This window comes from Bradyrhizobium yuanmingense (genome assembly GCF_029167105.1).
In the GTDB taxonomy this organism is placed as follows: domain Bacteria; phylum Pseudomonadota; class Alphaproteobacteria; order Rhizobiales; family Xanthobacteraceae; genus Bradyrhizobium; species Bradyrhizobium yuanmingense_A.
Genome location: NZ_JARFML010000005.1, coordinates 117,492 through 143,336, shown reverse-complemented (window position 1 = coordinate 143,336; position 25,845 = coordinate 117,492). Strand labels below are relative to the sequence as shown.

Here is a 25,845-nt window from a genome sequence, read left to right as displayed (position 1 = left end):
TGATCAGAGATGCTTACCGATTAACGCTAAAGTCCCGTTAAGGAGAGCGCGTGTTCAGGTTCAGTCGACGAACTCGGCGCCGAATTCGCAGCCGATGCGCCAGCGCAGGCGGCATTGGCGGGAATAATCAGGCGCGAAGATGATGGTGAATTGCGGCGGCACTTCCAGAAATTCCGCCACCACTTTCACGCCGCCATCCGAAATGTCCGTGATCGTGCAATCCCGCGGCAGCGAGCCCGCGCCAAAATGGATCTTGGCGAGGCGGCTGCACACCCGACGTTCGCTTCTCCGGCGATTTGCAAGCATTTGAACTGTTCACCCGTTAGACCACGGCCCATCCCGCAGCCCTAGGAGTAGCGGACATTCGTTGGAATGTGCTGAGGAGAGAAGGTGGCATTCGAGACGTAGTGTCGGGACCGCGGTTACGCCTGGTTAGGATTTGACCGGCCCCGAGCGATTGTTCCCGTATTGTTCTTGCGGAACCGGCCGCGCTCTGCTACCCCTAATTGCAGCAATGGGCAGGCTGGTTCGGCATGGTTCAGCGGGTTTCTACCGTCGCCTTTGAGGGGATCGAGGCCCGCGCGGTCGACGTGCAGGTGCAGGTCGCGCCCGGCCTGCCGGCCTTTGCCATCGTCGGCCTGCCGGACAAGGCGGTGTCGGAGGCGCGCGAGCGGGTGCGCTCGGCGCTGATCGCCTCGGGGCTGGCGCTGCCGGCGCGGCGGATCATCGTCAATCTGGCCCCGGCCGACCTACCCAAGGAGGGCAGCCATTACGACCTGCCGATCGCGCTCGGGCTGATGGCGGCGATCGGCGCGATCCCGCCGGATGCGCTGACCGGCTTCACCGTGCTCGGCGAGCTCGGCCTCGACGGCTCGATCGCGCCGGTGGCCGGCGTCCTTCCCGCCGCGATCGGCGCCAATATGCGCGAGGAAGGCCTGATCTGCCCGGCGTCCTGCGGCTCCGAGGCGGCGTGGGCGAGCCCGGACATCCAGATCATTGCCGCACACTCGCTGATCCAGATCGCCAACCACTTCAAGGGCACCCAGGTGCTGTCGCGGCCGACGCCGAAGGTGCACGAGGCCGCCGCCTCGACGCTCGACCTGCGCGACATCAAGGGCCAGGAAAGCGCCAAGCGCGCGCTGGAGATCGCGGCCGCCGGCGGGCATCATCTGCTCATGATCGGCGCGCCCGGAGCGGGCAAATCGATGCTGGCCGCGCGCCTGCCCTCGATCCTGCCGCCGCTGTCGCCGAGCGAGCTGCTCGAGGTCTCGATGATCGCCTCCGTCGCCGGCGAGATCGAAGGCGGCGCGCTGACGGCGCGGCGCCCGTTCCGCTCGCCGCATCATTCCGCCAGCATGGCCGCGCTCACCGGCGGCGGGGCGCGCGCCAAGCCCGGCGAGATCTCGCTGGCGCATCAGGGCGTGCTGTTCCTCGACGAATTGCCGGAGTTCGATCCGCGCGTGCTGGATTCGCTGCGCCAGCCGCTCGAGAACGGCGAGGTCGCGGTATCGCGCGCCAATCACCGCGTCACCTACCCTGCCCGCTTCATGCTGGTCGCGGCGATGAATCCGTGCCGCTGCGGCAATGCGTTCGAGCCCGGCTATGCCTGCAAGCGCGGCCGCATCGACCGCTGCACCGGCGATTACCAGGCGCGCATCTCGGGTCCTTTGATGGACCGCATCGATCTGCGCATCGAAGTGCCGGCGGTGACGGCCGCCGACCTGATCCTGCCGCCGCCGTCGGAAGGATCAGCCGAGGTCGCCGCCCGCGTCGCCGCGGCGCGCGACATCCAGCTGGCGCGCTTTGCGGCTGCGGGCCTGCCCCATGTCCGCACCAATGCCGAGGCCCCCGCTTCCGTGCTGGAGGAGATCGCAAAGCCGGATGCACAGGGTCAGAAGCTGCTGCGCGATGCCGCCGAGACCATGCGCCTGTCGGCGCGCGGCTATCACCGCGTGCTGCGCGTGGCGCGCACGCTGGCCGACCTCGACCATGCCGACAAGATCGGCCGGCTGCACCTCGCCGAGGCGCTGTCCTACCGCGCACTCGCGGAGGATGTGCGCCAGCTGGCGTGATCATTCCACGCATCAACCCGGCGGTAACGACTTTCCTTTACGCTCTGCAAACCATAAGGCCCGACGCGTTTCGGTTGTGAGTTCCCGGGGCCTAGCGAGTAGAGCGTCATGTTGCGTTTCAAGTTCCTGGCCTCGGCTGTTCCCCTGTTGGCGGCTGCGGTGTTCGCCCGCGCCGAGATCGGATCGGTGTCGCATCCCTGCATCGCGCTGGGCGACACATCAGTCGAGCTCACCTCGTTGTTCTGGACCGCCGGTGTGCATGTCGCCTTCACCGACGATCCCGCGCAGGCCACGGTGCGGGTCCAGATCACCGACAATGCCGACGCCGCGGATTTTGCCGTGGTCGACGACGGCCTCGGCTCCGAGCCCGACACCTGCCAGGCCAGCTCCTCGACGCGTCTCGTCTCGATCGCCGCGCAGCCGGTCGACGGCGGCCAAGTAGTCTATCTCTCCAGCGAAGGACCGGCGGATTACCGCATCTATGTGCGCTCGAAGACGTTCTCGCCGCGCGAGGCGGCGGCGCTGATCGTCGGCGCCCGCGGCGGCCATGGCCGCTTCCAGGCGGCCTCGCTCTGACCCGTTAACATCTCGTCAACCCTGTTCGGAGGCGGCGCCACCGCCGCAATTTGTTCGCAAGGTCGGCGGGCCATCGTCGCACGCGGCGGCGGGGGTTTCAGGCAAGGGTCGGTTGCGATGGGTCGGACGTTCCGGATCAAGGTGCGCATGCGTCGTTTCAGGCGACGGCATCCGAGGCTCGCTTTCGCGATCCGCTCCTTCATGATCTTCTCGGCGACGTTCGGCGGCGCCTATGGTTTCGTCTCCGGCAGCCGGTCCGACAATTCCGGCTACGATCCCCATACCTTTGCGATCGGCGCCAGCTTCCTGTTCGCGCTCGCCTGCCTCGGCCTTGCGACGCTGAGCATGCGCCTGCGCTTCGTCAATAAGCGGCTGCGGACGCTCGCCGCCCACAATGAGGCCCTGATCGACCGCAATTGGGAGCTGAAGGAAGCGGAAGAGCGCGCCCGCAGCCTGTTCGAGCAGCAGGGCGACCTGATCGTGCTGCGCGCTACCGACGGCCGCATCACCTTTGCCAACGAGGCCTATTGCGCGCTCGCAGGACAGCCGCGCAGCGCGCTGGTCAGCACGCGCTTCGATTTCGACGTGCTGGAGCAGGGCGACAGTGCCCGCGAGAGCAGCGGCACGCGCATCCACGACCAGAAGATCGCAACCCCGCTCGGCGCGCGCTGGATCGCCTGGCGCGAGGGCTATGTCCGCCTCGATGCCGGCCAGCCCGCCGAGTTGCAGAGCGTCGGACGCGACGTCACCGACCGCACCGAGACCGAGCGCGCATTGTCCGACGCGCGCGACCAGGCCGACGCCGCCAACCGCGCCAAGTCGCGCTTCCTGGCGATGGCCTCGCACGAGATCCGCACCCCCCTGAACGGCATCATCGGCATGGGCGGCCTGTTGCTCGACACCGATCTGACGCCGGAGCAGGCGACCTATGCCAGGGCGGTGAAGACCTCGGGCGAAGCCTTGATGGCGCTAATCGAGGAGCTGCTCGACTATTCCAAGATCGAGGCCGGCAAGCTCGACCTCGATCAGCGTCCCTTCGCGCTCTCGACCCTGGTCGAGGAGATCACCGAGCTGCTCGCGCCGCGCGCGCAGGCGAAGTCGCTCGAGATCGCCGCCTATGTCGACGAGCGCTTGCCGCTCGAAGTGGTCGGCGACGCCGCGCGGCTGCGCCAGGTCCTGCTCAACCTCGCCGGCAACGCCATCAAGTTCACGAGCAACGGCGGCGTGGCGCTGATCGTCGAGCCCGGCATCTGGCCGAACGAGATCAGCTTCCTGGTTCGCGACACCGGCATCGGCATCGCAGCCGAAGCCCAGCAGCGCATCTTCCGCGAGTTCGAGCAGGCCGACGAGCGCGTCGCCCGCACCTATGGCGGCACCGGACTCGGCCTTTCCATCAGCGAGCGCATCGTCAAGCGCATGGGCGGCCGGATCACGCTCACGAGCGAGCCGGGGAAAGGCTCGACCTTCGAGGTCGCGGTGCCGCTTCCGCCGTCGCAAGGCGGCGCCGGGCAGACCGCATTTCCGAGCCCCGACCTCACCGGCAAGTCGATGCTCCTCGTCGCCGACGGCATCGAAGCCTCGCTCATCGCGCGGCGCCTCGAACGCTGGGGCAGCCAGACCTGCCTGGTTGCAGATGCGGCGGTCGCCGAAGCATTGCTGCCGGAACGCTCTTGGCACGCGGTGCTGATCGATCGTGCGATCGGTCCCGCCGCGGCCGATCAGCTCGGTGAGGCAGCCCGCGCGCATGCCTTGCAGCGTCTCGTGCTGCTGACGTCGAGCTCGCGCCACGAGAAGCTGTCGCCGGCTTTCACCGGCTTTCTGGTGAAGCCGCTGCGCGCGGCCTCGCTCGCCGCACGCCTCGCTTTGACGCCGGAGGTCGCCTCGCCCGATCTCGCGCCGGAGCCGGCCTCCGCCGGCCCCGCGCCGGCGACAGGCCTGTCGATCCTCGTCGCCGAGGACAACGAAATCAACGCCTTGCTGATGCGCTCGCTGCTGACCAAGCTCGGCCATCGCGTCGTCATTGCCGTCCATGGCGAGGCCGCACTGGAATCCTGGCTCGCCGCCTCATCGGCCGGCACGCCCTACGATCTCGTGCTGATGGACATCCAGATGCCGCAGCTCGACGGCATCGAGGCGACAAAGCGCATCCGCGCGCACGAGGCCGCGCTGGGCGATTCCCAGACGCCGATCCTGGCGCTCACCGCCAACACGCTGGTGGAGGATCGTTATGCCTGCTTCGAGGCAGGCATGAACGGATTTCTGATCAAGCCGGTCGACCGTGAGAAGCTCGAGGAGGCGCTGGCGGGCCTCGCCGCGGCCCGGGCACCAGACGGTTCCGGATCTCACGGGAACCTGATCTCGTCCGACGATCGCAATTGAAATCGAGCGTGTTGCGCGTCACGATCCCAAAGGGGGCATTTTGCAACCAAAAGGATTTTGCGCATGAACGTGCTTTGCCGCCTCGCCCTGATTGTTCTCCTGGCTGGAATCTCCCGCCACGCAGCCGCCGACACACCGGACCTCATCTCGTCCCTCAAGCAAGGCGGCTACGTCCTGATCTTCCGACACACCGCGACCGACGACAGCCAGAAGGATGTCTACCCCTTCAAGTTCGACGACATGAGCGCCCAGCGTCAACTCAGCGAGAAGGGCAGGGAGGCGGCGCGCCAGATCGGGACGGCGATCAAGGACCTCGCGATCCCGATCGGCGACGTCTACACCAGCCGCCTGAACCGCGCGGCCGAGGCCGGCAAGCTGATCTCCGGCCGTGAGGTCAAGCCGGTCGATGCCCTGACCGACAGCAGCAACGCCAGCGCATCGGGAATGGCAAACCCGACCGGCGCCAATGCCAAGGCCGGGCAGGCCGTGCGTCAGCTCGTCGATGCCCCGCCGCAGGCCGGCACCAACACCGTCCTGGTCACCCACAAGACCAACATCGCCGATGCCTTCGGCAAGGACGCCGGCAACGTCGGGGAAGGCGAGGCCTTCGTCTATAAGGCCGGCAGCTCGGGCCCCGCCACCTTCGCAGGGCGCATCACGCTTGCGGATTGGATCGCGAAAGCGGGCAGGTGAGGACCTGCCGCTCCGCCACGATGTTGTGCTACGGACATCATCTGGCGAACGAGCGAAGAGCTGGCGAACACGTGAGAACATCGGAGAATCGTTCATTCCTCATCCTGCTCGGCGCGATCTCCGTCGCGTTCGTCTGGGTGCTTTGGCCGTTCTCCGGTGCCGTGTTGTGGGCCACGCTGCTGGCCATCATCTTCGCCCCGTTCTATCGGCGGGTCCTGAAATCCGTGCCCGAAAAGCACAACCTTGCCGCCCTCGTCACCGTCATCGTTGTGATCGTCATGGTCCTGATCCCCGTAGCGATCATCATCGCGTCGCTGATCGACCAGGGCGGGGAGCTGTATCAGCGCGTTCAGAGCGGGGAGATCAGCCTCGCTCATCCCCTGCAGCAGCTGAAATCCGCGCTGCCCGCCTGGGCTGCGTCGCTCGGGGACCGTCTGGCCGGCATCGATCTTTCGGCCCTGAGGGAACGCCTGTCGGGTCTGGTCGTCCCTGCCGGCCAACAGCTGGCCGGGCATGCGATCAACATCGGTCAGGTGACGCTGGAGTTCGTCGCAAGCCTGCTCGTGATGCTGTACCTGCTGTTCTTCCTGCTGCGCGACGGTGACGAGCTCAATGCCCGCATTCGCGAGGCGCTCCCGCTGAGCCCGAACCATACCGCCGAAATTCTCGATGTCTTCACCCTGGCGGTTCGTGGAACGATCAAGGGGATCGTTCTCGTCGCTTTGATACAGGGAGCGCTCGGCGGGCTCATCTTCTGGCTGCTCGGCCTCACAGCGCCGCTGCTGGCGGGCGCGCTGATGGCGCTGCTCTCGCTGCTGCCGGTGCTCGGCTCCGCGCTGGTCTGGGTTCCGGTTGCGCTTTACCTGCTTGTTGCAGGTTCGGTCACGAAGGGCCTCATCCTGCTCGCTTTCGGCACCTTCGTGATCGGCCTTGCGGACAATTTTCTCCGCCCGATCCTGGTCGGCCAGTCGATCCAGATGCCGAGCTATGTCGTGCTGCTTGCCACGCTGGGCGGCCTTGCGACGTTCGGAGCGAACGGGTTCGTCATCGGCCCGCTCGTCGCCGCGATGTTTCTGACGACGTGGCACATCTTCGTCGGCTCGAAGTGGCGACAGGGGGCCCCGAAATGATCGTCATGCCGGGCCTCGAGCGGGCGATCCGGCCGACGCGGTCTCTCATGCAGCAGAGACAATGAAGCGCGGTGCAGACAGCCTGTCGGGCGTCGTCTGGCCGCCCCGGAAGACGGTATTTGCCTGCGCGGCGCGCTTGCAATGCGGGCACACGAAGAGATGCGCGATGACCGGGGTCGGCTCGTCCGCGAGCAGTTCCGAGCGGAACCACTTCATCTCGACGTGGCAGTCCGGGCAGACCGGAGCTTCCAGCTGCTCCGCAGCGCTCCTGAGACGATCAACCATGGTGTGCCCCCGCCGTTTTCCAAGGAATAGCGAAATACCCATCGTTGGTCTGCATCAAAAGACACTCCGCCCGAACGGCCATGAAGGCACGCTCACCGGCGCGCCTATAGCCGCCTGAGCGCCACGCTCTCCACCGTGTGGTCAGCGCCCTTCTTGAGGATCAGGGTCGCACGGGGCCGGGTCGGCAGGATGTTGTCCTCGAGATTGGCGAGGTTGGTACGCTCCCAGATCGCGATCGCGGTCGCGGTCGCTTCCTCGTCCGACAACAGCGCATAGCGGTTGAAGTATGATTTCGGATTGGTGAACGCGGTGTCGCGCAGCGCCAGGAAGCGCTTGATGTACCATTGCCGCAGCGCCGCCTCGTCGGCGTCGATATAGACCGAGAAATCGAAGAAGTCGGAAACCACCGGCACCGCCTTGCCATCGCGCGGCAGCTTGCCGGTCTGCAGCACGTTGACACCTTCGACGATCAGGATGTCGGGCTGGTCGATCTCGGCCCATTGGTTCGGCACGATGTCGTAGGTCAGATGCGAATAGACCGGCGCACGGACGTGGCGACGGCCGGCCTTGATGTCGGAGAGGAAGTTGAGCAGCATCGGCAGATCATAGCTCTCCGGAAAACCTTTCTTCTGCATGATGCCGTGCCGCTCGAGCACCGCATTGGGATAGAGAAATCCGTCCGTGGTGATCAGCTCGACCTTCGGTCGCGGCGACCAGCGCGCCAAGAGCGCCTGGAGCACGCGCGCCGTGGTGGACTTCCCGACCGCCACCGAGCCGGCGACGCCGATGATGTAGGGTACCTTGCGGTCCCTGATGTTGAGGAACTGGCGCTCGGCGTAATACAGGCGCTGCATCGCATCGACGTAGATCGACAACAGACGTGACAGCGGCAGATAAATGTCCTCGACCTCCTGCAGGTCGAGGCGGTCGTGCAGCGAGCGCAGCCGGTCGAACTCGCCCGGCTCCAGCGTCATCGGCGTATCGTCGCGCAGTCGCGCCCATTCCTCGCGCGTATAAACGCGGTAGGGATTGTACTGTTGCTCGGGTGCGCGGATATCCATGACGCCGCCTTTCCGTTGCGATCTATTCGCCCTTGCCTAGCCGCCCTTGCGCGACGCCTTCTCTTCCAGCCCCGACATCGAGGTCCGCTTGTCCAGCGCGGCCTCGACCTCTTCCAGCTTTATGCCGCGTGCCTTCAGCAGCACAAGGAAATGATAGAGCAGGTCGGCACTTTCAGCGATCAGATGCGCGCGATCGTTTTCGACTGCAGCGATTACGGTTTCGACTGCTTCCTCGCCGAACTTCTTGGCGCAATGCTCGGGGCCTTTGTCGAGCAGCTTGCGGGTATAGGACGCTTCGCCGCCGGACGCCGCGCGGGCGTCGATGGTGTCGGCCAGATCATGGATCGTGAAACGCGGCATCGGACTCACTCGGAAACACGCTTGAAAGCAAGCTTGGCAACAGATTTGGCCACGGCGGCCATCCCCGTCCGCCAATGTTAGCATCGTTACAAACCGGAGTCGTCAGGCATCCAGGCGCATCGGCAGCCCACGCCGGGCCATGTGCTCCTTGGCTTCGCGGATGGTGAATTCCCCGAAATGGAAGATCGAAGCCGCCAGCACCGCCGTGGCGTGCCCGTCGCGGATCCCGTCGACGAGATGGTCGAGATTGCCGACGCCGCCCGAAGCGATCACGGGAACGGGAACGCTGTCGGCGATCGCGCGGGTCAGCGGAATGTCGAATCCCTGCCGCGTGCCGTCGCGGTCCATCGAGGTGAGCAGGATCTCCCCGGCGCCGAGTGAAACCACCTCCTGGGCGTATTCGATCGCGTCGATGCCGGTCGAGTTGCGACCGCCATGGGTGAAGATCTCCCAGCGGTCGCCGCCCGGACGCTTGACGCGCTTGGCGTCGATCGCGACCACCACGCACTGCTCGCCGAATTTTTCGGCCGCTTCCTTGACGAATTCGCGGCGGGATACCGCGGCACTGTTGATCGAGACCTTGTCGGCGCCGGCGCGCAGCAGCGTCTTGATGTCGTTGACCTCGCGCACGCCGCCGCCGACGGTGACTGGCATGAAGCAGGCTTCCGCCGTGCGCCGAACCACGTCCAGCATGATGCCGCGGTTCTCATGGGTCGCGGTGATGTCGAGGAAGGTGAGCTCGTCGGCGCCGGCGGCGTCGTAGGCGATGGCGGCTTCGACGGGATCGCCGGCATCCCTGAGATCGACGAAGTTGACGCCCTTGACGACGCGGCCGTCCTTGACGTCGAGGCAGGGGATCACGCGCACCTTGAACATGGGTCAGCTCCTGCGCGCGTCGCGGATCAAGGTGAGGGCCGCAGCCGGATCTAGCCGGCCGTCATAAAGCGCACGGCCCGCGATCGCGCCGGCGAGCTTTTTCGCGCGCGGCGTCAGCATGGCTTTCACGTCCTCGATCGAGGCGAGGCCCCCGGAGGCGATCACGGGAATGGAGATGGCGTCGGCCAGCGCAATCGTCGCCTCCAAGTTCAAGCCCTTGAGCAGGCCGTCGCGCGCGATGTCGGTGAAGATGATGGCGGCAACGCCGGCATCCTCAAAACGCTTGGCGATCTCGAGCACCGTGACCTCAGAGGTCTCGGCCCAGCCTTCGACCGCGACCTTGCCGTCGCGGGCATCGAGGCCCACGGCCACGCGGCCGGGGAATTTTCTCGCGGCGGATTTCACCAGTTCCGGGTCGCGCACCGCAGCGGTGCCGATGATGACGCGCGTGATGCCCTTGTCGAGCCAGGCTTCGACGGTCGCGAGATCGCGAATGCCGCCACCGAGCTGCACCGGGATCTTGATCGTCTTCAGCATCGCCTCGACAGCCGCAGCATTCACCGGCTTGCCGGCGAAGGCACCATCGAGGTCGACGACGTGGAGATATTCAAAACCCTGCGCGGCAAAGCTATGCGCCTGGGCTGCGGGATTGAGGTTGAACACGGTCGCGCGCGCCATGTCGCCTTGCTCGAGGCGCACGCACTGGCCGTTCTTGAGGTCGATCGCGGGAAAGAGAATCACGGTTTCCATCGCAAGAAGTTCGAGATCAGGGCCAAGCCGAAACGCTGGCTCTTCTCGGGGTGAAACTGCGTGCCGATGGCGGTGTCCTTGCCGACGATCGCGGTGACGGGCCCGCCGTAATCGGCGCGCGCGAGCACGTCCGCCTCGCTGGCGGCGTTAAGATGGTAGGAGTGCACGAAATAAGCGTGCTGGCCCTTCGGACCAAGCGGCAGCTTGTTCAACACCGGATGTTCCTGCAGCAGGTCCAGCGTATTCCAGCCCATATGCGGAATCTTCAGGCTTTCATCGCGCGGCGTGATCTTCTCGACGTCGCCGCCGATCCAGTTCAGGCCTTCGGTGACGACGTGTTCCTTGCCGCGGCTCGCCATCAGCTGCATGCCGACGCAGATGCCGAAGAACGGCCGCGCCTTGACGCGCACCGCTTCAGTGATCGCCTCGACCATGCCGTTGACGGCGTCCAGCCCGCGCCGGCAATCGGCGAAGGCACCGACACCCGGCAGCACCAGGCGGTCGGCCTCGTAAGCCTGATCGGGATCACTGGTAACAAAGACCTTTTGCGGGCTCTCCAGGCTGCGCGCGGCGCGCTCGAAGGCCTTGGCGGCGGAATGCAGATTGCCGGAACCGTAATCGATGATGGCGACGCTCATCTTGACCCTCCCGGTTCTGGAAACAATCCAATGATGCCGCCGGCCGGAAGCGGCGGCGGGCTCGAGAATGGCTGACCCGGCACATTGCGGGTCGGCGGCGGGCCGCCGCGATCGACGGCCCATTGATCGCCAGCGATGCCGTTCTGCTTCTGGCTCCAGCGTTCGAAGAAGCGGCGCTCCGCAGTATCGCTGTCGTCGGCGACGACGATGTCGAGCTGCCGCCATTTGCCGCGCGACAAGGTCCAGCGGCGCAGGCTCGAGGCCTCGAGGCCTATCAGCAGCGCGACGATGCAATCGGCGAAAAAGATAGAGGAGCGCCCGACGCCGAGGCTCGACAGCCCCGCGTTGAACGCGGCCAGGAAGATCAGATAGCCGATCAGCGCCAGCCACAGCCGATTCCACAACAGCCAGAACGGACCGAAGATCATCGCCCAGAAATGGAAGCCGTCGCGCACGAACACGAACTTGTCGGTCGCGCGCGGGTCGGCTCCTGCGGGTGAGGGAGCGTGAACTGTGTAGACAGGCATGGTGATGCCCCGTTCTCGAAAATCAGTGATGCCGCCAGCAGCGTTCGCCGCAAGACGGAAGATGTCAGCCGCCGAGCGAGCCCTTGGTGGACGGGATTTCGCCCGCCGCCTTCGGATCGATCGCCACGGCCGCGCGGAGCGCCCGCGCCAGACCCTTGAAGCAGGACTCGGCGATATGATGGCTGTTATCGCCATATAGGGTCTCGACGTGGAGAGTCACGCCGGCGTTGATGGCAAAAGCCTGGAACCACTCGCGCACCAGCTCGGTGTCGAACTCGCCGATCTTGTGCCGGGGGAAGTCGGCCTTGAACACCAGGAACGGGCGGCCCGAGATGTCGATCACCACGCGCGTCAGCGTCTCGTCCATGGGCATGTGCACGCCGGCATAACGGGTGATGCCCGCCATGTTGCCGAGCGCCTGCTTGACCGCCTGGCCAAGCGCGATGCCGGTGTCTTCGGTGGTATGGTGATAATCAATGTGCAGGTCGCCCACCGCCTTGACCGTGAGGTCGATGCGGGAATGGCGGGCGAGGAGATCGAGCATATGGTCGAAAAAGCCGATGCCGGTCGCGATATTGGCCACGCCGGTGCCATCGAGGTTCACGGAGACCTCGATGTCGGTTTCCTTGGTCTTGCGCTTGATCGTCGCGGTGCGCATTGAAAGCTGGCTTTCATCCTAGCTAGGGAGCCGAAAACGCCAGTCTCTTAACAGCCAAATGACACCTTCGCTACTGCGGGAACGGCTGGCCGGGCCTCTACTTCTGCCTATGGTGAGCGAAATTCGGCCCGGAACGGCCCGTTGTGCCCTTGGTCCCGACCGCCTAAATCAGGCCGGACAACGAGGATCATTCATGCAGGACTCCCAGAACAGCTCCCCACGCTGGCACGGCACCACGATTCTAACGGTCCGCAAGGGCGGCAAGGTGGTGGTCGGCGGCGACGGCCAGGTCTCGATCGGCCAGACCGTCATCAAGTCCAATGCCAAGAAGGTCCGCAAGCTCGGCAAGGGCGACGTGATCGGCGGCTTCGCCGGCGCCACCGCTGACGCCTTCACGCTGTTCGAGCGGCTCGAATCCAAGCTCGAGCAATATCCGGGGCAGCTGACCCGGGCGGCGGTGGAGCTCGCCAAGGACTGGCGCACCGACCGCTATCTGCGTCGGCTGGAGGCCATGATGATCGTGGCCGACAAGGACGTCTCCCTGGTGCTCACAGGCACCGGCGACGTGCTCGAACCCGAGGCCGGCGTGATGGCGATCGGCTCCGGCGGCAATTACGCGCTGGCCGCCGCCCGGGCGCTGCTCGACACCGACAAGGACGCCGAGACCATCGTCCGCCGCTCCCTCGACATCGCCGCGGACATCTGCGTCTACACCAACCGGAATGTGACCATCGAGACCCTGGCGGCGGGGTAGGGCGGAGGGGTCATTTGTCCGAAGGCCTAGCTTTACGCTCGGTGCAACCTCTCCCGCTTGCGGGGGAGGTCGGCGCGAAGCGCCGGGTAGGGGCTCTTCCCTCTCGGGCGCTGTCCCATTGCGGAAACACCCTCTCCCCAGCCCTCTCCCGCAAGCGGGAGAGGGAGCGCACCACCGTCGGCGCGCGATGACCCCCACCTACACCTTCCGCCCGATGAGTACGGCCGACATGCCGCTGATCCGGCGCTGGCTGGACGCCCCGCATGTCGCCGAGTGGTGGCATGATCCCGAGACGCTGGAATTCGTCGGCGGCGACCTCGACCATCCCGACCTGGCTCAGTTCATTGTCAGCCTTGACGGCCGGTCTTTCGCCTATCTGCAGTGCTACCGGCTCGGCGAATGGCACGTCAGCTTCGGCCCGCAGCCCGTGGGCACGCGCGGCCTCGATCAGTTCATCGGCGAGGCTGACATGCTCGGATGCGGCCACGGCTCCGCTTTCATCCGCGCCTTCATCGACCAGCTCTTCGCGCGCGGTGTGCCGCGCATCGTGATAGACCCGAGTCCTTCCAATGCGCGCGCGATTCGTGCCTATGAGAAAGCTGGTTTCGTGCCGCAGCACGAGATCGTCACGCCCGACGGTCCCGCACTCCTGATGATCCGAGAGCCATGACGCTTGCCGCAACTCCCACCGTCAAGACCGCGTTTCCGGCACTCGGCTGGGTCGGCATCGCGCTGCTGCTGCTCGCGCTGCAAGCCGCGATCCTGCTTGCGATGGGACGCGTGCCGATCTGCGCCTGCGGCACCATCAAGCTGTGGCACGGCGTGGTGAACAGCTCGGAGAATTCCCAGCAGATCGCCGACTGGTACACGTTCTCGCACGTGCTGCACGGCTTCCTGTTCTACGGCCTGACCTGGCTGCTGTTCGCACGATTGCCGTTCCTGCGTCTCTCCTGGCCCGCGCGGCTGATCATCGCGATGCTGATCGAAGGCGCCTGGGAGATCGTCGAGAACTCGCCCTTCATCATCGAGCGCTACCGCGCCGGCACCATCTCGCTGGATTATTACGGCGACAGCATCCTCAATTCGGTCTCGGACAATCTGGCCATGATCCTGGGGTTCCTGGCCGCTCGCGCGCTGCCTGTCACCACGACCGTGCTGCTGGGCATCGCCTTCGAAATCGTGCTGGCGCTCCACATTCGCGACAATCTGACGCTCAATATCCTGATGCTGATCCATCCGATCGAGGCCGTGAAGCAATGGCAATCCGGCCCGCCGATCATCTGACCCAAAATGCGGCTTGTCCTTGGCCGTCTCCCGCCCTAGCTAATCAGACATGACAGACTTCTCTCCCCGCGAAATCGTTTCCGAACTCGACCGTTTCATCGTCGGCCAGGGCGACGCCAAGCGCGCCGTCTCGATCGCGCTGCGCAACCGCTGGCGCCGGCAGCAGCTCACCGGCTCCTTGCGCGAGGAGGTGCTGCCGAAGAACATCCTGATGATCGGCCCCACCGGCGTCGGCAAGACGGAAATCGCGCGGCGGCTCGCCAAGCTCGCAAATGCCCCGTTCCTGAAGGTGGAAGCGACCAAGTTCACCGAGGTCGGCTATGTCGGCCGCGACGTCGAGCAGATCATCCGCGATCTCGTCGAGGTCGCAATCGCGCAGATGCGCGAGCGAAAGCGCAAGGACGTGCAGGCGCGCGCCCAGCTTGCCGCCGAGGAGCGCGTGCTCGATGCGCTGGTCGGCGCCAATGCGAGCTCGGCCACGCGGGAATCCTTCCGCAAGAAGCTGCGCGCCGGCGAATTGAACGACAAGGAAATCGAGATCGAGACGCAGTCGTCGGGCGGCGGCATGCCAATGTTCGAGATCCCGGGCATGCCGGGCGCCCAGATGGGCGCGATCTCGATCGGCGACATCTTCGGAAAGCTCGGCGGCCGCAGCAAGACGCGGCGGCTGACGGTGGAAGGCTCGCACGAGATCCTCGTCAATGAGGAATCCGACAAGCTCTTGGACACCGAGCAACTGACGCTGGAGGCGATCAGCGCGGTCGAGAACAACGGCATCGTGTTCCTGGACGAGATCGACAAGATCTGCGCCCGCGACGGCCGCGTCGGCGGCGACGTCTCGCGCGAGGGCGTGCAGCGCGATCTGCTGCCGCTGATCGAAGGCACCACGGTCTCGACCAAGCACGGCGCGGTGAAGACCGACCACATCCTGTTCATTGCGTCGGGCGCCTTCCACGTCGCCAAGCCGTCCGACCTGTTGCCGGAATTGCAGGGCCGCCTGCCGATCCGGGTCGAATTGCAGGCGCTGACCCGCGACGACATGCGCCGCATCCTGACCGAGCCCGAGGCCTCGCTGATCAAGCAATATGTCGCCCTGATGCAGACCGAGGGCGTGACCCTCGACATCACCGACAGCGCCATCGACGCGCTCGCCGACATTGCGGTCGCGGTCAATTCAACGGTCGAGAACATCGGCGCCCGGCGGCTGCAGACCGTGATGGAGCGGGTGCTGGACGAGATCTCCTTCACCGCCCCCGACCGCAACGGCGAGACGGTCCGGCTCGACGCGGATTACGTGCAAAAGCACATCGGCGACCTCGCCAAGAATGCAGATCTGAGCCGCTTCATTTTGTGATTCGGAGCGGTCACGCTATTGATGCGGCGTGACCGTACGCATCCTGCAAAATCCCTGGCGACTGCTGCTCGCGATCAACGCCGCGGTCATCGTTGGCGTCTTCGTCCACAAGATCCAGCTGCCGCCTTACGTCCCCTACATCCATCTCCTGGTCGATTATCATTTCGGCTTCATCAAGCGCGCGCTGATCGGGGCAGTCTTCGCGCTGTTCACCGACAAGGTGCCGGTATGGCCAGTGTTCGCGCTCGGCGGGGCGACGTGGCTTGCAACGCTGGGCCTCTATGCCAGGCTCTTCCAGAACACGTTCGGCTTCTCTGCGAAAACGCTGCCGCTGTTCGTCTTCACCGCGGGCTCGCCGTTCTTCCTGAAGAACTTCATGCACACGCTCGGCCATTTCGACATCTATGGCTGCGCGCTGGCGGTCATCCTGCTGCTGATGCCGGCGGGCTCGCTGGTCTTCGTGGCGACGGCTGCGCTGTTTTCGATCGTTCTCGTGCTGATCCATCACATTCATCTCTTGATGTATGTGCCGACGATCATCACCATCGTCGTGATCCGGCATTACCTTGCTTACGGTTGGGACCGCAGCAATGTCGTCTTCGGCGGGGTCGCCCTCGCCGTCGTCTCCGCGCTGTTCTTTGCCGCGCAGTTTCTGGGAACGATGCCGGTCCCCGAAGCGGACTTCGTCGCCTATCTCAAGAGCCGGATGGCCGATCCTGCGCGCATCGACCTCTTGCAATTCGCCTACATCTGGTACCAGCCGCTGGCGAAGGAGGTTGCCGACACCTGGGGCCGCCTGCCGCACAATATCCTCGGCGTGCCCGTGTTCGCGCTTCTGATCTGGCTGCACGCGCCGCTGTGGCGCTTCTTTGCCAGCCTGATCGGCGCGCTCGCCAGCGATCTGCACAAGCGGCTCGTCATCGCAGCACTGGTCGGCATCAGTGTCGCCTATCTCGTGATGTTCGCGATGGTGTTCGACTATTCGCGCTGGATCTCGAACTGGGCGGTCTGCATGTTCCTGATCCTGCATGCGGTGAAGATGCTGCCGGCCAAAGGGGATGCTGCGCCGATTCCGGCCGAGGATCGCAAGACCAACATTTTCGGTTTGATCCTCACGCTGATCCCACGCGTCGGAATCATCCGGCCGTTCTAGATTCAGCCGCAACCTCGAAGAGGGTGCGCTCCCTCTCCCGCTTGCGGGAGAGGGCTTTCTCCTCGAGCGAGAACCCCCAGGAGGAGAGAACCCTCGCCCGTCGCTTCGCGACGACCTCTCCCGCAAGCGGGAGAGGTGTAGAGCCACTATCCTCTCGCCCGCCTGATCCGCACATACAGCGCCCCCTCTCCGCCGTGGCCGATCGCGGCTTCCTCGAAGCCGACCACGAAGGCGCGGAATTCCGGCAGGCTGAGCCATTCCGGCACTTGGCGGCGGAGCACGCCGCTTTCGCCGCCGCTGCGTCCCTTGCCGGTGATGACGAGCACGAAGGTGAGGCCGTCCTGGTGGGCGCGGTGCAGGAAGCCGGCGAGCGCGCGATGGGCGCGCATCTGGGTCATGCCGTGCAGGTCGAGCCGCGCCTCGATCTCGCTGCGGCCGCGCGACAGCTTGGTCCGCTCGCGCTTGCCGAGCGGCGCAAGCGGCGGAATCGACGGCTTTGCGGGGCGCGGCGCCGGTGCAGCGGCAACCGGCCTTGGCGGTGGCGAAGTCCTCGTCACCTGGGGCCCGGGCGAAGATTCGGCGCGCGGGGTAGCATGCGCCTTGGCCGCGCGATGCTTTCGCAGCGGCTTGACATGCTTTGCGACGAGATTCCACAGCTCGCGCTCCTCCTCGCTCAGCGCGCGACGGCGCGGCGAGGGGCGAGGCTCCAGCACGGGCGGACGGGACGGCCGTTTCATTGCGGGCGATGAGGACGATTCTTTGCCGGACGGCGCGGCTCAGGGACGGGCTCGATCGCGGGACGCGGCACCGGCAGCGGAACCGGGCCGGCGGCGGCAATCGTTTCGGTCTTGCCTTGCGTTGCCGCGGCGACGGGCGTGCCGGTCTTCGCCGGATCGGTCTGCGGAAACAGCTTTGCGATCTTCTCGGCGGGCCTTGGGTCCGGGATCGGCAGCTTTGCGGCGCGCGGGGCGGGATCGAGACTCTTCGGCACCAGCATCACGAATTGCATGGGGTGGCGCAGCCGGCCGGAGACACGGCCGGCATCCGCGCCGGCGCCGAAAAACAGATCGGCCCGTGCGGGCCCGATGATGGCAGAGCCGGTGTCCTGCGCGATCATCAGCCGGCGGAACGGCGTCTTGGCGCGTTCCGACTCGATCGGAAGCTCGCCCTCGATGAAGAACGGCGTGCCGTAGACATGCAGCGATTTGTCGACCGCGATTGAGCGCCCCGCGGTCAAGGGAATGCCTTGCGCGCCGACTGCCTCCTCCTTGTCGGAGAGGTTGACCTCGCGGAAGAAGATGTAGGCGCGGTTCGCGCGGCGCAGCTCCTTGGCGCCGTCGGGGTTCTGCGCCATCCACTCCCTGATCTTCTGCATCGACATCTCCTCTCTCGGGATGATGCCGCGCTCGATCAGGATGCGACCGACCGCCGTGTAGGGATAGCCGTTATAGGCGTCGTAATTGAGCCGGACCGAGCTGCCGTCGTCGAACTTGATGCGGGCCGAGCCCTGGATCTGCGCGAACAACAGATCGGTCGGATCCTTCAGCCAGGCAATCTCGAGCCCGCGGCCGGCGATCTTGCCGTCCTCGATCTCGCCGCGGTCGTAATAGGGCACCAGCTTGCGGCGGCCGATCTTGCGATAGACCGGGCCCTTGTTGGGCAGGCTGAGCGAATCCTGCTTGTAGCCGCGCACGAACAGGTTCGAGGGACGGCGATAGACCGGCACGTTGTAGACATCGGTCTGCGTACGCGATCCCTCCAGCACCGGCTCGTAATAGCCGGTGACGAAGCCTTCGGGCTCGCCGAGCCGCGAGATCCGCAGCGGCGTGAAATTCTCCTCGAAGAAGCTCTTCGCCTTGCCGTCGTCGACGAGCTCGAGGGTTTTGGCAACCCGGCAGGGCTCGCCTAGCGAGGTGCCCAAAGCTTTGGGCTCGGCCTTGGCTTCGCCGTTCTGCGCATTGATCGGCTTGCAGCTGGCGCGGAAGGTCTTGTAGGCCGCGAGATGATTGTCGTCGCCCCACCCCTTCACGTCCGCCCAGGCCAGCGGCAGATATTGCGCGCCGGGAATTTCGAACGGCAGGGTGAGCTGCGGATAGGGCAAGGCCCTCGGCGGAGCGGCAGGCGTTCGCGGCAGATGGTGGTGGTGGCTGCGGTGGTGGCGCCGCGCCGCCTCGGCACCGAGCGAAAACGACGACAGCGCGACGGCGGCTGCGCAAAGCGCCGTCGCGCCGTTCTTCAGGAAGATCTTAATTCGCGCTTCCGGTGCCAACCAGCTTCCAGTTCGGATCGCGAGAGGAGGTGTCGCGGGCGAAAGTCCAGATATCGGTGATGTCGGCGACCGTGTCGGCGCTGCCGTCGACGATGTTGCCGGCCTTGTCTCGGGTGGCCGAGATCATCTGCGAGACGAAGCGTACGGTGAGCTGCGCACTGCGATCGCGCAACTCGGCGCCGACGAGCTCGGCCTTGTCGATCGACACGAACCGCGTTTCGGTCTTCTGCTCGTTCTTCTCGCGCTCCTTGATCGCGGCGTCGAAGCTGTCATAGACGTCCGACGACAACAGATCGCGCAGCGCACGGCGGTCGCCATTGGCAAAAGCCAGCACGATCATCTCGTAGGCGCCGCGGGCGCCCGAGAGGAAATGGCGCGGGTCGAAGCTGGAATCCTTCTCGACGATGGCATCGAGACCCTGCGCCAGCGGCGTGCCCGGCTCGGTCAGCCCCTTCCAGCGATCGGCCGCCGCGGTCGGCTCAGCCGTCGGCGCCAGCGGGGCCTGGTCGATCACCTTGCCCGGCATGGTCACGACGTTGTTGTCCTGGGCGCCTCCGAGCGCGTTGCGGGCGGCGGTGCGATCGAACGGCGGCCGCTCGTTGCCGGTACGCTGCCCCAGCACGCTACGCAGCCGCAAGAAGATGAACACGGCCAGCGCCAGGAATATGATGGTGTAGATGTCCACGTCGTATTCGCTTTCTGGTCTTTGCAGGGCTCGTTGCCGGGAAAATCAATCCGGCCAGTAGACCGTTCCTTACGTAAACGGCAAGTCTACATCACCATTTTGGGTCCACGTCAGGTCCGTGGGATGTAGGCACGAAATCTGGCCCGGCCAATGGCGCCTTTTGGCACAGCGCCAAGTGTAGCGCGTTTTATGCTTAAGGGGAAACCCGATCCTGCCTGGAAATGGCGCATCTTCAATCGTTTAAGGCGAAATTTCGCGGAAAAGGCAGGAGGAACGTCAAAGGCGCGGGCGCAGCCCGAATTCCCGGTCCGGGACCGTTCGTCCTTGTGGAACGAGCCGGCCCTATGTTAGCCAACCGCCGCGAAATTCAGCCCCAATCGGGTAAGGAGACACTTTCATGACCAACGGTAACGGCATCCCTCCCGAGGCGGCCCAGGCTCCCCAGCTCAACGTGCTGGCGCAATACACCAAGGACCTCTCGTTCGAAAATCCCAACGCGCCGAGCTCGCTGCAGCCGCAGAGCCAGCCGCCGCAGATCAACATCCAGATCAACGTCAACGCCAACAATCTCAGTGAACAGGAATTCGAGGTGACGTTGTCGGTCGAGGGCAGGGCCGAGACCGCCGGTAAAGTGATGTTCTCGTTCGAGCTCGCCTATGCCGGCGTGTTCCGGATCGTCAACGTGCCCAAGGAGAACCTGCACCCGCTGGTCATGATCGAGTGCCCGCGCCTGTTGTTCCCGTTCGCACGCGAGATCATTGCGACGGCGGTGCGCGATGGCGGGTTCCCGCCGCTGATGCTGGATCCGGTCGACTTCGTCGGCCTCTACCGCCAGAACATGGAGCGGCAAATGGCCGCTCAGGGTGGACAGGTCGGTCAGGCCTGAGCCGCCGCCAGCGCGGCTGGAGCGGGCAGGTACTCGTTCCAGATCGCCTTGTCGCCGAGCGTTGCGATGAAGGCCCGATGGGCCTCGCGCTCGGCTTCGGAAATCCGCGGCGCGAGTGGCACAGGGCGTTGCCGCCGCGGCGCATCGCCGGCGCTACTGACCCTGATCTCCTCGGCGTCCGAGGCCAGCAGCAGCTGCGACTGCCGCGCTCCAACCAGATCGACATAGACCTCGGCGAGCAGCTCGGCGTCCAGCAGCGCGCCGTGCTTGGTACGGTGTGAATTGTCGATCGAATAGCGCGAGCAGAGATCGTCGAGCCGGTTGGACACGCCGGGATGCTTGCGACGCGCCAGCAGCAGCGTATCGACCAGGCGCTCGCGCGGGATCGCAGCGCGCTTGATGCGGTCGAGCTCGGCATTGATGAAGCCGATGTCGAACGAGGCGTTGTGGATCACCAGCGGGGCGTCGCCGATGAACGCCAGAAATTCGTCGGCGACCTCGTGGAACAACGGCTTGGTCGCCAGGAACTCGGACGACAATCCGTGCACCGCAAACGCTTCCGCCGGCATGTCCCGCTCGGGGTTGATGTAGACGTGATACGTCTGTCCGGTCGGCATGCGGTTGAAGATCTCGACGCAGCCGATCTCGACCAACCGATCGCCGCGCAGCGGATCGAGGCCGGTGGTTTCGGTGTCGAGGACGATTTCGCGCATGTCTCTTGGAAGCCGTGTGAGGCGGCGAATCAGGTCCGCCGCTGCGGCATCTTAACGACCTCGGCCAGGATGTGCGCGATTTGGGCCCGCACGGGGTCAAGTCCGTGCGAGGTATCCACCACGAAATCGGCCCGCTTGCGCTTCTCGGCATCCGGCATCTGCTTGGCGATGATGGCATCGAGCTTGGCCTCGTCCATCGTGCCGCGCGCCAGCACCCGCTGGCGCTGCAGCTCGGACGAGGTCGAGACCACGACCACGGCATCGACCCGCTTCTCGCCGCCGGTCTCGAACAACAGCGGGATGTCCAGCACCACGACCGGCGCCTTGGCGGCCTCGGCGTCGGCAAAGAATTTCTGCCGGGAAGCGCCGAGCATGGGATGAACGATCTGCTCGAGCTGCTTGATCGCGGCGGGATCGTGCACGACGCGCGCCGACAGCTTTTGCCGGTCGACCTTGCCATTCGCGGTGGTACCGGGGAAGGCGGCCTCGATCGCGGGGGCGGCCTCGCCCTCATAGAGCTGATGCACGGCGGCATCGGCGTCGTAGACGGGGACGCCGGCCTCCGCGAACAATGTCGCGGTGGTGGATTTGCCCATCCCGATCGATCCGGTCAGTCCGAGAATTCGCATCAGCACCCAGCCTTCTCTCGCATCTACACCGCAATTAGCTGCTCGCTGCGCAGATACGCAAGCAGCGGCAGCAGCGGCAGGCCGAGAATGGTGAAATGGTCGCCCTCGATGCTCTGGAACAGATGGATGCCGAGGCCCTCGAGCTGATAGGCGCCGACGCTTCCGGTCACGGCATCGCCGGCGGCGTCGAGATAGGCCGAAAGCTCGGCTTCGCTCATGGGCCGCATGGTCATGCGCGCCACGGAAACGTGCTCGAAGAGAATCCTGCCATCCTGCGCCACGGCGACGGCTGAATTCAGGTCGTGCGTCTGACCGGCGAGATCGCGCAATTGGACCAGCGCCTGGGCGCGCCCAGCCGGCTTGTTGAAGAGACGCCTCCCGAGCGCCAGCGTCTGGTCGGCGCCGATCACATAATGTCCGAGATAACAGGCAGAAACAGCCTTGGCCTTTTCGCGGGCCAGCAGCAGGGCGATCTCGCGCGGGTTGGAGAGCTTTGACGCGGCCTGGATGCCACGCTCGTCGATATCGGCGGTGACGGCTTCGAATTCGAGCCCGGCATTGCCCAGCAGCATTTTGCGCGCGCTGCTTTGCGAGGCCAGGATCAACGCACGTTTGCCGCGCCACAGGCTCATCGGCGACACTTACTCGGACGGCCGGTTGCGCTGGCGGTCGCTATACAGCTTCATGATCGCCGCCGCGGTTTCCTCGATGGAGCGGCGCGTGACGTCCAGCAGCGGCCAGTCATGCTTGGCGCTGAGCTTGCGCGCGAACGCGACTTCCTCCGTGACCGACTGCTTGTCGGTGTAGCTGTCGCTGCCGCTGCTGGACTCGGCGCCCATGGACAGAAGGCGGTTCTGCCGGATCTGAATCAGGCGTTCCGGCGTCGCGTGCAGGCTGACCACCAGCGGCCGCGTCAGCGTCTCCAATTGCGCCGGCACCGGAATGCCCGGCACCAGCGGCACGTTGGCGGTGCGAATGCCGCGATTGGCGAGATAGATCGATGTCGGCGTCTTCGATGTCCGGGACACTCCGACCAGTACCACGTCGGCCTCGTCGAGACCTTCGACATGCTGACCGTCGTCATGAATCATCGTGTAGTTCAAGGCATCGATGCGCTTGAAATATTCCGCGTTGAGCACGTGCTGGGCGCCGACACGGCCGGTGGTCGCTGCTCCCAGATAGGCCTCGAACAGCTGCATCACCGGCCCAATGATCGAGAGGCTCGGAACGTTGATCTGCTTGCACTTGTCCTCGAGTCTGGCGACCAGATCCTTCTCGAGCAGCGTGAACAGCACGATCCCCGGCGCTTCCTCGATCTCGTCGAGCACGCGGTCGAGCTGCTTCTGGCTGCGCACCAGCGGATAGACGTGCTCGACCGGCGTCACGTTGGCGTATTGGGCCGCGACCGCGCGCGCCACGGTGATGAGCGTCTCACCCGTGGAGTCCGAGACCAGGTGGAGATGGAAATAATTGTTCGAGGTCGGCACAAAAACCCTTTGAATTTCGTTGGGGTGGTTTGTGGATTTCTGTGGAGCTTAACCCCTCGGAAAGGGATGCGCGACACCAGGGGCGGGACAAGGCGTGATTTTCTTCACACCGCTGCCGGTCAGGACAAATCCGACGCCCCGCCGAGAGGGAAGCGGGATTGCACGGACAAGTCCCTTGATAAGCTGCCGATACAATCGCGCAAGCCTTTGAAGCCGGCTGACTTATCGGAAGTCGACAAAGGCTGTCCGGAATATGTGGATGGATGTGAACAAGCGCGCGTGAACGCGCGGACGGAATTGCGTGAGTCCAATCCACGGTCACATAGACTCAAACCTTAAGAATCTAAGATTCTAGATTTGAGGAAGGCGCTACGGAGGGATATGTGTGCGGGGTAAGACCTTAACGGGTTCTTACTATCCCCAGCGTTCCCCGCGCTGGTCAGCAAGCCGGACCCCCGAAAATGTTCGAAGACGTCTATCTCTGGATCAAGGCGCTGCACGTGATCGCCGTCATCTCCTGGATGGCCGGCATGCTCTACCTGCCGCGGCTGTTCGTCTATCACTGCGAGGCCGAAATCGGCTCGAAGCAGTCGGAGACGTTCAAGGTCATGGAACGCCGGCTGCTCAAGGCGATCATCAACCCCGCGATGATGGTCACCTGGCTCGCCGGGCTCTATCTCGCCTGGTCCGGCCATTGGTTCTCGTTCGGCTGGCTGCACGTAAAACTGGCACTGGTCCTGGCGCTCTCGGCGGTCCACGGCTTTTTTTCCCGTTGGGTCAAGGATTTCGCCGCGGACCGGCGCCCGCGGAGCCAGAAATTCTATCGAATAATCAACGAGGTGCCGACCGTCCTGATGATTGTCATCGTCATCATGGTGATCGTGAAGCCGTTCTAGGCAGAGCGCGCGGCGATTAGCTCAGCGCTTCGGCTTGCGGAGCGTTGAGCGATTTTCTATATTATCGATATCCCACCCAACGCAGGCGGATGTGGTTGTGTCCGAGCCTTCCAGAGGCCGGACACCGCATCAGGATTGAAGCCTCACCGGCGTTCACCTTGCCAGACCTGCGGACCTTACCTGCACCTGCTCGCGTCCGCATTTCAGAGCCTCCTCGCACCCCCTCTTTCAGGTTACCCCACAGGACCACCCCAATGCGGGAAATCAAACTCGAAGACCTCAAGTCCAAAACGCCGGCCGAGCTCGTCTCGTTCGCGGAGGAGAATGGGGTCGAGAATGCCAGCACCATGCGCAAGCAGGAGCTGCTGTTCGCCATCCTCAAGCAGCTGGCGCTCGCCGAGACCGATATTGTCGGCCAGGGCGTCGTCGAAGTTCTCTCCGACGGCTTCGGCTTTCTCCGCTCGCCCGACGCGAATTATCTGCCGGGCCCCGACGACATCTACGTGTCGCCCTCGCAGATCCGCCGTTTCGGCCTGCGCACCGGCGACACCATCGAAGGTCATATTCGCAGCCCGAAAGAGGGCGAACGCTACTTCGCGCTGCTGAAGGTCAACACGCTCAATTTCGAGGATCCGGAAAAGGCCAAGCACAAGGTCAATTTCGACAACCTCACGCCGCTGTTTCCGAATCAGCGTTTCCGCATGGAGATCGACGATCCCACGCGGAAAGACCTGTCTGCACGCGTGATCGACATCGTTGCACCCATCGGCAAGGGCCAGCGCGCCTTGATCGTGGCGCCGCCGCGCACCGGTAAAACCGTGCTGATGCAGAACATCGCGCATTCGATCACGCACAATCACCCCGAATGCTATTTGATCGTGCTCTTGATCGACGAGCGTCCAGAAGAAGTCACGGACATGCAGCGTTCGGTGAAGGGCGAGGTCGTGTCGTCGACCTTCGACGAGCCGGCGGTGCGTCACGTCCAGGTCGCCGAGATGGTGATCGAGAAGGCAAAACGCCTGGTCGAGCACGGCCGCGACGTCGTGATCCTGCTCGATTCGATCACGCGCCTCGGCCGCGCCTACAACACGGTGGTGCCGTCATCCGGCAAGGTGCTGACCGGCGGTGTCGACGCCAACGCGCTGCAGCGTCCGAAGCGCTTCTTCGGCGCGGCCCGCAACATTGAGGAGGGCGGCTCGCTGACCATCATCGCGACCGCGCTGGTCGATACCGGCAGCCGCATGGATGAAGTCATCTTCGAAGAGTTCAAGGGCACCGGTAACTCGGAGCTGATCCTGGACCGCAAGGTCTCGGACAAGCGCACCTTCCCGGCGATCGATATCTCGCGCTCCGGCACCCGCAAGGAGGAGCTCATCACCGATCCGCAGGTGCTCAAGAAGATGTACGTGCTCCGCCGCATCCTCAATCCGATGGGGACGATGGACGCGATCGACTTCCTGCTCGACAAGCTGCGCTCGACCAAGAGCAATTCGGAGTTCTTCGACTCCATGAATACCTGAGTGCACTGCAACAAAGACTTCCGGGGCGCCTTCGGGCGCCCCTTTTTGCTGCGGTTTTGCTGCAGCGAATGTGCAGCATGAGCGGCAGCCAGTGCTTGACCTCGCGTTTCTCCTTAAGTTGTTGGATATCCAAAAGTAATACTTGAAATTCTGGTCGGCCTCCCGCCTGCGATCAGGCAAAACCGCAGCAAAAAAGCTGCGGTTATATTG

At 64.7% G+C, this 25,845-nt stretch carries 29 protein-coding genes; 13 read left to right on the top strand and 16 right to left on the bottom strand.

What is annotated here, in order from left to right:
* Positions 1–60: 60 nt before the first annotated feature.
* The gene (locus tag P0R31_RS08775) at positions 61–306 is read right to left on the bottom strand and encodes a PilZ domain-containing protein (protein ID WP_018644993.1); all 246 of its coding nucleotides are present in this window, start codon (positions 304–306) and stop codon (positions 61–63) included.
* A 227-nt stretch (positions 307–533) separates the two neighbouring features.
* On the opposite strand from P0R31_RS08775, the gene P0R31_RS08770 reads away from it, so the two are divergent.
* From P0R31_RS08770 to P0R31_RS08750, 5 genes are all read left to right on the top strand, one after another.
* Positions 534–2,072, top strand: a complete 1,539-nt coding sequence (locus tag P0R31_RS08770) for a YifB family Mg chelatase-like AAA ATPase (protein WP_275513728.1) — start codon at positions 534–536, stop codon at positions 2,070–2,072.
* A gap of 108 nt (positions 2,073–2,180) precedes the next feature.
* Positions 2,181–2,648, top strand: a complete 468-nt coding sequence (locus tag P0R31_RS08765) for a hypothetical protein (protein ID WP_275513727.1) — start codon at positions 2,181–2,183, stop codon at positions 2,646–2,648.
* A 117-nt stretch (positions 2,649–2,765) separates the two neighbouring features.
* Positions 2,766–5,027 carry a PAS domain-containing hybrid sensor histidine kinase/response regulator gene (locus P0R31_RS08760; RefSeq protein WP_275513726.1) on the top strand — a complete coding sequence of 754 codons (2,262 nt, stop codon included), beginning with the start codon at positions 2,766–2,768 and terminating at the stop codon, positions 5,025–5,027.
* A 63-nt stretch (positions 5,028–5,090) separates the two neighbouring features.
* Entirely contained in the window at positions 5,091–5,720 is a 630-nt protein-coding gene (locus tag P0R31_RS08755; protein WP_275513725.1) for a histidine phosphatase family protein, read from the top strand.
* A gap of 71 nt (positions 5,721–5,791) precedes the next feature.
* Positions 5,792–6,850 carry an AI-2E family transporter gene (locus tag P0R31_RS08750; protein ID WP_275513724.1) on the top strand — a complete coding sequence of 353 codons (1,059 nt, stop codon included), beginning with the start codon at positions 5,792–5,794 and terminating at the stop codon, positions 6,848–6,850.
* A 45-nt stretch (positions 6,851–6,895) separates the two neighbouring features.
* Here the strand turns inward: P0R31_RS08750 and P0R31_RS08745 are convergent, their stop codons facing one another.
* The 8 genes from P0R31_RS08745 to hisB all read right to left on the bottom strand — a co-directional run bounded on the left by P0R31_RS08745 (position 6,896) and on the right by hisB (position 12,005).
* Positions 6,896–7,135 carry a hypothetical protein gene (locus P0R31_RS08745; protein WP_275513723.1) on the bottom strand — a complete coding sequence of 80 codons (240 nt, stop codon included), beginning with the start codon at positions 7,133–7,135 and terminating at the stop codon, positions 6,896–6,898.
* 104 nt (positions 7,136–7,239) lie between these two features.
* Positions 7,240–8,196, bottom strand: a complete 957-nt coding sequence (gene coaA, locus P0R31_RS08740) for a type I pantothenate kinase (protein ID WP_036003185.1) — start codon at positions 8,194–8,196, stop codon at positions 7,240–7,242.
* A gap of 36 nt (positions 8,197–8,232) precedes the next feature.
* Entirely contained in the window at positions 8,233–8,556 is a 324-nt protein-coding gene (locus P0R31_RS08735; protein WP_275513722.1) for a phosphoribosyl-ATP diphosphatase, read from the bottom strand.
* A 102-nt stretch (positions 8,557–8,658) separates the two neighbouring features.
* Positions 8,659–9,432 (bottom strand): imidazole glycerol phosphate synthase subunit HisF, encoded by a 774-nt coding sequence (gene hisF / locus P0R31_RS08730; protein WP_018646048.1) that lies wholly within the window; start codon positions 9,430–9,432, stop codon positions 8,659–8,661.
* Positions 9,433–9,435: 3 nt separating this feature from the next.
* Positions 9,436–10,173: a 1-(5-phosphoribosyl)-5-[(5-phosphoribosylamino)methylideneamino]imidazole-4-carboxamide isomerase gene (gene hisA / locus P0R31_RS08725; RefSeq protein ID WP_275513871.1), complete on the bottom strand. Its 738-nt coding sequence runs from the start codon at positions 10,171–10,173 to the stop codon at positions 9,436–9,438.
* Positions 10,170–10,820, bottom strand: coding sequence for an imidazole glycerol phosphate synthase subunit HisH (gene hisH / locus P0R31_RS08720; protein WP_036003163.1), 651 nt, complete (start codon positions 10,818–10,820; stop codon positions 10,170–10,172). The genes hisA and hisH overlap by 4 nt, the downstream gene beginning before the upstream one ends.
* Complete coding sequence (locus tag P0R31_RS08715) at positions 10,817–11,347, bottom strand: DUF2628 domain-containing protein (RefSeq protein WP_275513721.1); 531 nt, start codon at positions 11,345–11,347, stop codon at positions 10,817–10,819. Before P0R31_RS08715 ends, hisH begins: the two co-directional genes overlap by 4 nt.
* A 64-nt stretch (positions 11,348–11,411) precedes the next feature.
* A complete protein-coding gene (gene hisB / locus P0R31_RS08710) occupies positions 11,412–12,005 on the bottom strand; it encodes an imidazoleglycerol-phosphate dehydratase HisB (RefSeq protein WP_036003156.1) in 594 nt (197 codons plus the stop codon).
* Positions 12,006–12,198: 193 nt separating this feature from the next.
* Here hisB and hslV point away from each other — a divergent pair, with 193 nt between their 5' ends.
* From hslV to P0R31_RS08685, 5 genes are all read left to right on the top strand, one after another.
* On the top strand, positions 12,199–12,759 hold the full coding sequence (gene hslV / locus P0R31_RS08705; RefSeq protein ID WP_275513720.1) for an ATP-dependent protease subunit HslV: 561 nt from the start codon (positions 12,199–12,201) through the stop codon (positions 12,757–12,759).
* Between the two features lie 187 nt (positions 12,760–12,946).
* On the top strand, positions 12,947–13,429 hold the full coding sequence (locus P0R31_RS08700) for a GNAT family N-acetyltransferase (RefSeq protein WP_275513719.1): 483 nt from the start codon (positions 12,947–12,949) through the stop codon (positions 13,427–13,429).
* Positions 13,426–14,043 (top strand): DUF2585 domain-containing protein, encoded by a 618-nt coding sequence (locus P0R31_RS08695; protein WP_275513718.1) that lies wholly within the window; start codon positions 13,426–13,428, stop codon positions 14,041–14,043. The genes P0R31_RS08700 and P0R31_RS08695 overlap by 4 nt, the downstream gene beginning before the upstream one ends.
* A gap of 49 nt (positions 14,044–14,092) precedes the next feature.
* Positions 14,093–15,397, top strand: coding sequence for an ATP-dependent protease ATPase subunit HslU (hslU, locus tag P0R31_RS08690; protein ID WP_275513717.1), 1,305 nt, complete (start codon positions 14,093–14,095; stop codon positions 15,395–15,397).
* A 28-nt stretch (positions 15,398–15,425) separates the two neighbouring features.
* Complete coding sequence (locus P0R31_RS08685) at positions 15,426–16,550, top strand: hypothetical protein (protein WP_275513716.1); 1,125 nt, start codon at positions 15,426–15,428, stop codon at positions 16,548–16,550.
* Positions 16,551–16,696: 146 nt separating this feature from the next.
* On the opposite strand, the gene P0R31_RS08680 is transcribed toward P0R31_RS08685, so the two are convergent.
* The 3 genes from P0R31_RS08680 to P0R31_RS08670 are packed head-to-tail and all read right to left on the bottom strand — an operon-like array spanning position 16,697 to position 19,504.
* Positions 16,697–17,287, bottom strand: coding sequence for a Smr/MutS family protein (locus P0R31_RS08680; protein WP_275513715.1), 591 nt, complete (start codon positions 17,285–17,287; stop codon positions 16,697–16,699).
* Positions 17,284–18,819, bottom strand: coding sequence for a murein transglycosylase A (locus P0R31_RS08675; RefSeq protein ID WP_275513714.1), 1,536 nt, complete (start codon positions 18,817–18,819; stop codon positions 17,284–17,286). Before P0R31_RS08675 ends, P0R31_RS08680 begins: the two co-directional genes overlap by 4 nt.
* Positions 18,797–19,504, bottom strand: coding sequence for a Tim44/TimA family putative adaptor protein (locus tag P0R31_RS08670; protein WP_275513713.1), 708 nt, complete (start codon positions 19,502–19,504; stop codon positions 18,797–18,799). Before P0R31_RS08670 ends, P0R31_RS08675 begins: the two co-directional genes overlap by 23 nt.
* Positions 19,505–19,901: 397 nt before the next feature.
* On the opposite strand from P0R31_RS08670, the gene secB reads away from it, so the two are divergent.
* Positions 19,902–20,390: a protein-export chaperone SecB gene (gene secB, locus P0R31_RS08665; protein ID WP_275513712.1), complete on the top strand. Its 489-nt coding sequence runs from the start codon at positions 19,902–19,904 to the stop codon at positions 20,388–20,390.
* Here secB and dnaQ read toward each other — a convergent pair.
* From dnaQ to P0R31_RS08645, 4 genes are read right to left on the bottom strand one after another with little or no spacing between them, the layout of a single operon-like run.
* Positions 20,381–21,103 carry a DNA polymerase III subunit epsilon gene (gene dnaQ, locus P0R31_RS08660; RefSeq protein ID WP_275513711.1) on the bottom strand — a complete coding sequence of 241 codons (723 nt, stop codon included), beginning with the start codon at positions 21,101–21,103 and terminating at the stop codon, positions 20,381–20,383. The genes secB and dnaQ overlap by 10 nt on opposite strands.
* 29 nt (positions 21,104–21,132) lie before the next feature.
* Positions 21,133–21,732 carry a dephospho-CoA kinase gene (gene coaE, locus P0R31_RS08655; protein ID WP_275513870.1) on the bottom strand — a complete coding sequence of 200 codons (600 nt, stop codon included), beginning with the start codon at positions 21,730–21,732 and terminating at the stop codon, positions 21,133–21,135.
* A gap of 23 nt (positions 21,733–21,755) precedes the next feature.
* A complete protein-coding gene (locus P0R31_RS08650) occupies positions 21,756–22,364 on the bottom strand; it encodes a Maf family nucleotide pyrophosphatase (RefSeq protein ID WP_275513710.1) in 609 nt (202 codons plus the stop codon).
* Positions 22,365–22,373: 9 nt separating this feature from the next.
* Positions 22,374–23,219 (bottom strand): pyruvate, water dikinase regulatory protein, encoded by an 846-nt coding sequence (locus P0R31_RS08645; protein ID WP_225151926.1) that lies wholly within the window; start codon positions 23,217–23,219, stop codon positions 22,374–22,376.
* 461 nt (positions 23,220–23,680) lie between these two features.
* Here P0R31_RS08645 and hemJ point away from each other — a divergent pair, with 461 nt between their 5' ends.
* Both hemJ and rho read left to right on the top strand, forming a co-directional pair.
* Positions 23,681–24,115 carry a protoporphyrinogen oxidase HemJ gene (hemJ, locus tag P0R31_RS08640; protein ID WP_275513709.1) on the top strand — a complete coding sequence of 145 codons (435 nt, stop codon included), beginning with the start codon at positions 23,681–23,683 and terminating at the stop codon, positions 24,113–24,115.
* 254 nt (positions 24,116–24,369) lie between these two features.
* A complete protein-coding gene (gene rho / locus P0R31_RS08635) occupies positions 24,370–25,635 on the top strand; it encodes a transcription termination factor Rho (protein ID WP_008133567.1) in 1,266 nt (421 codons plus the stop codon).
* Positions 25,636–25,845 lie beyond the last annotated feature (210 nt).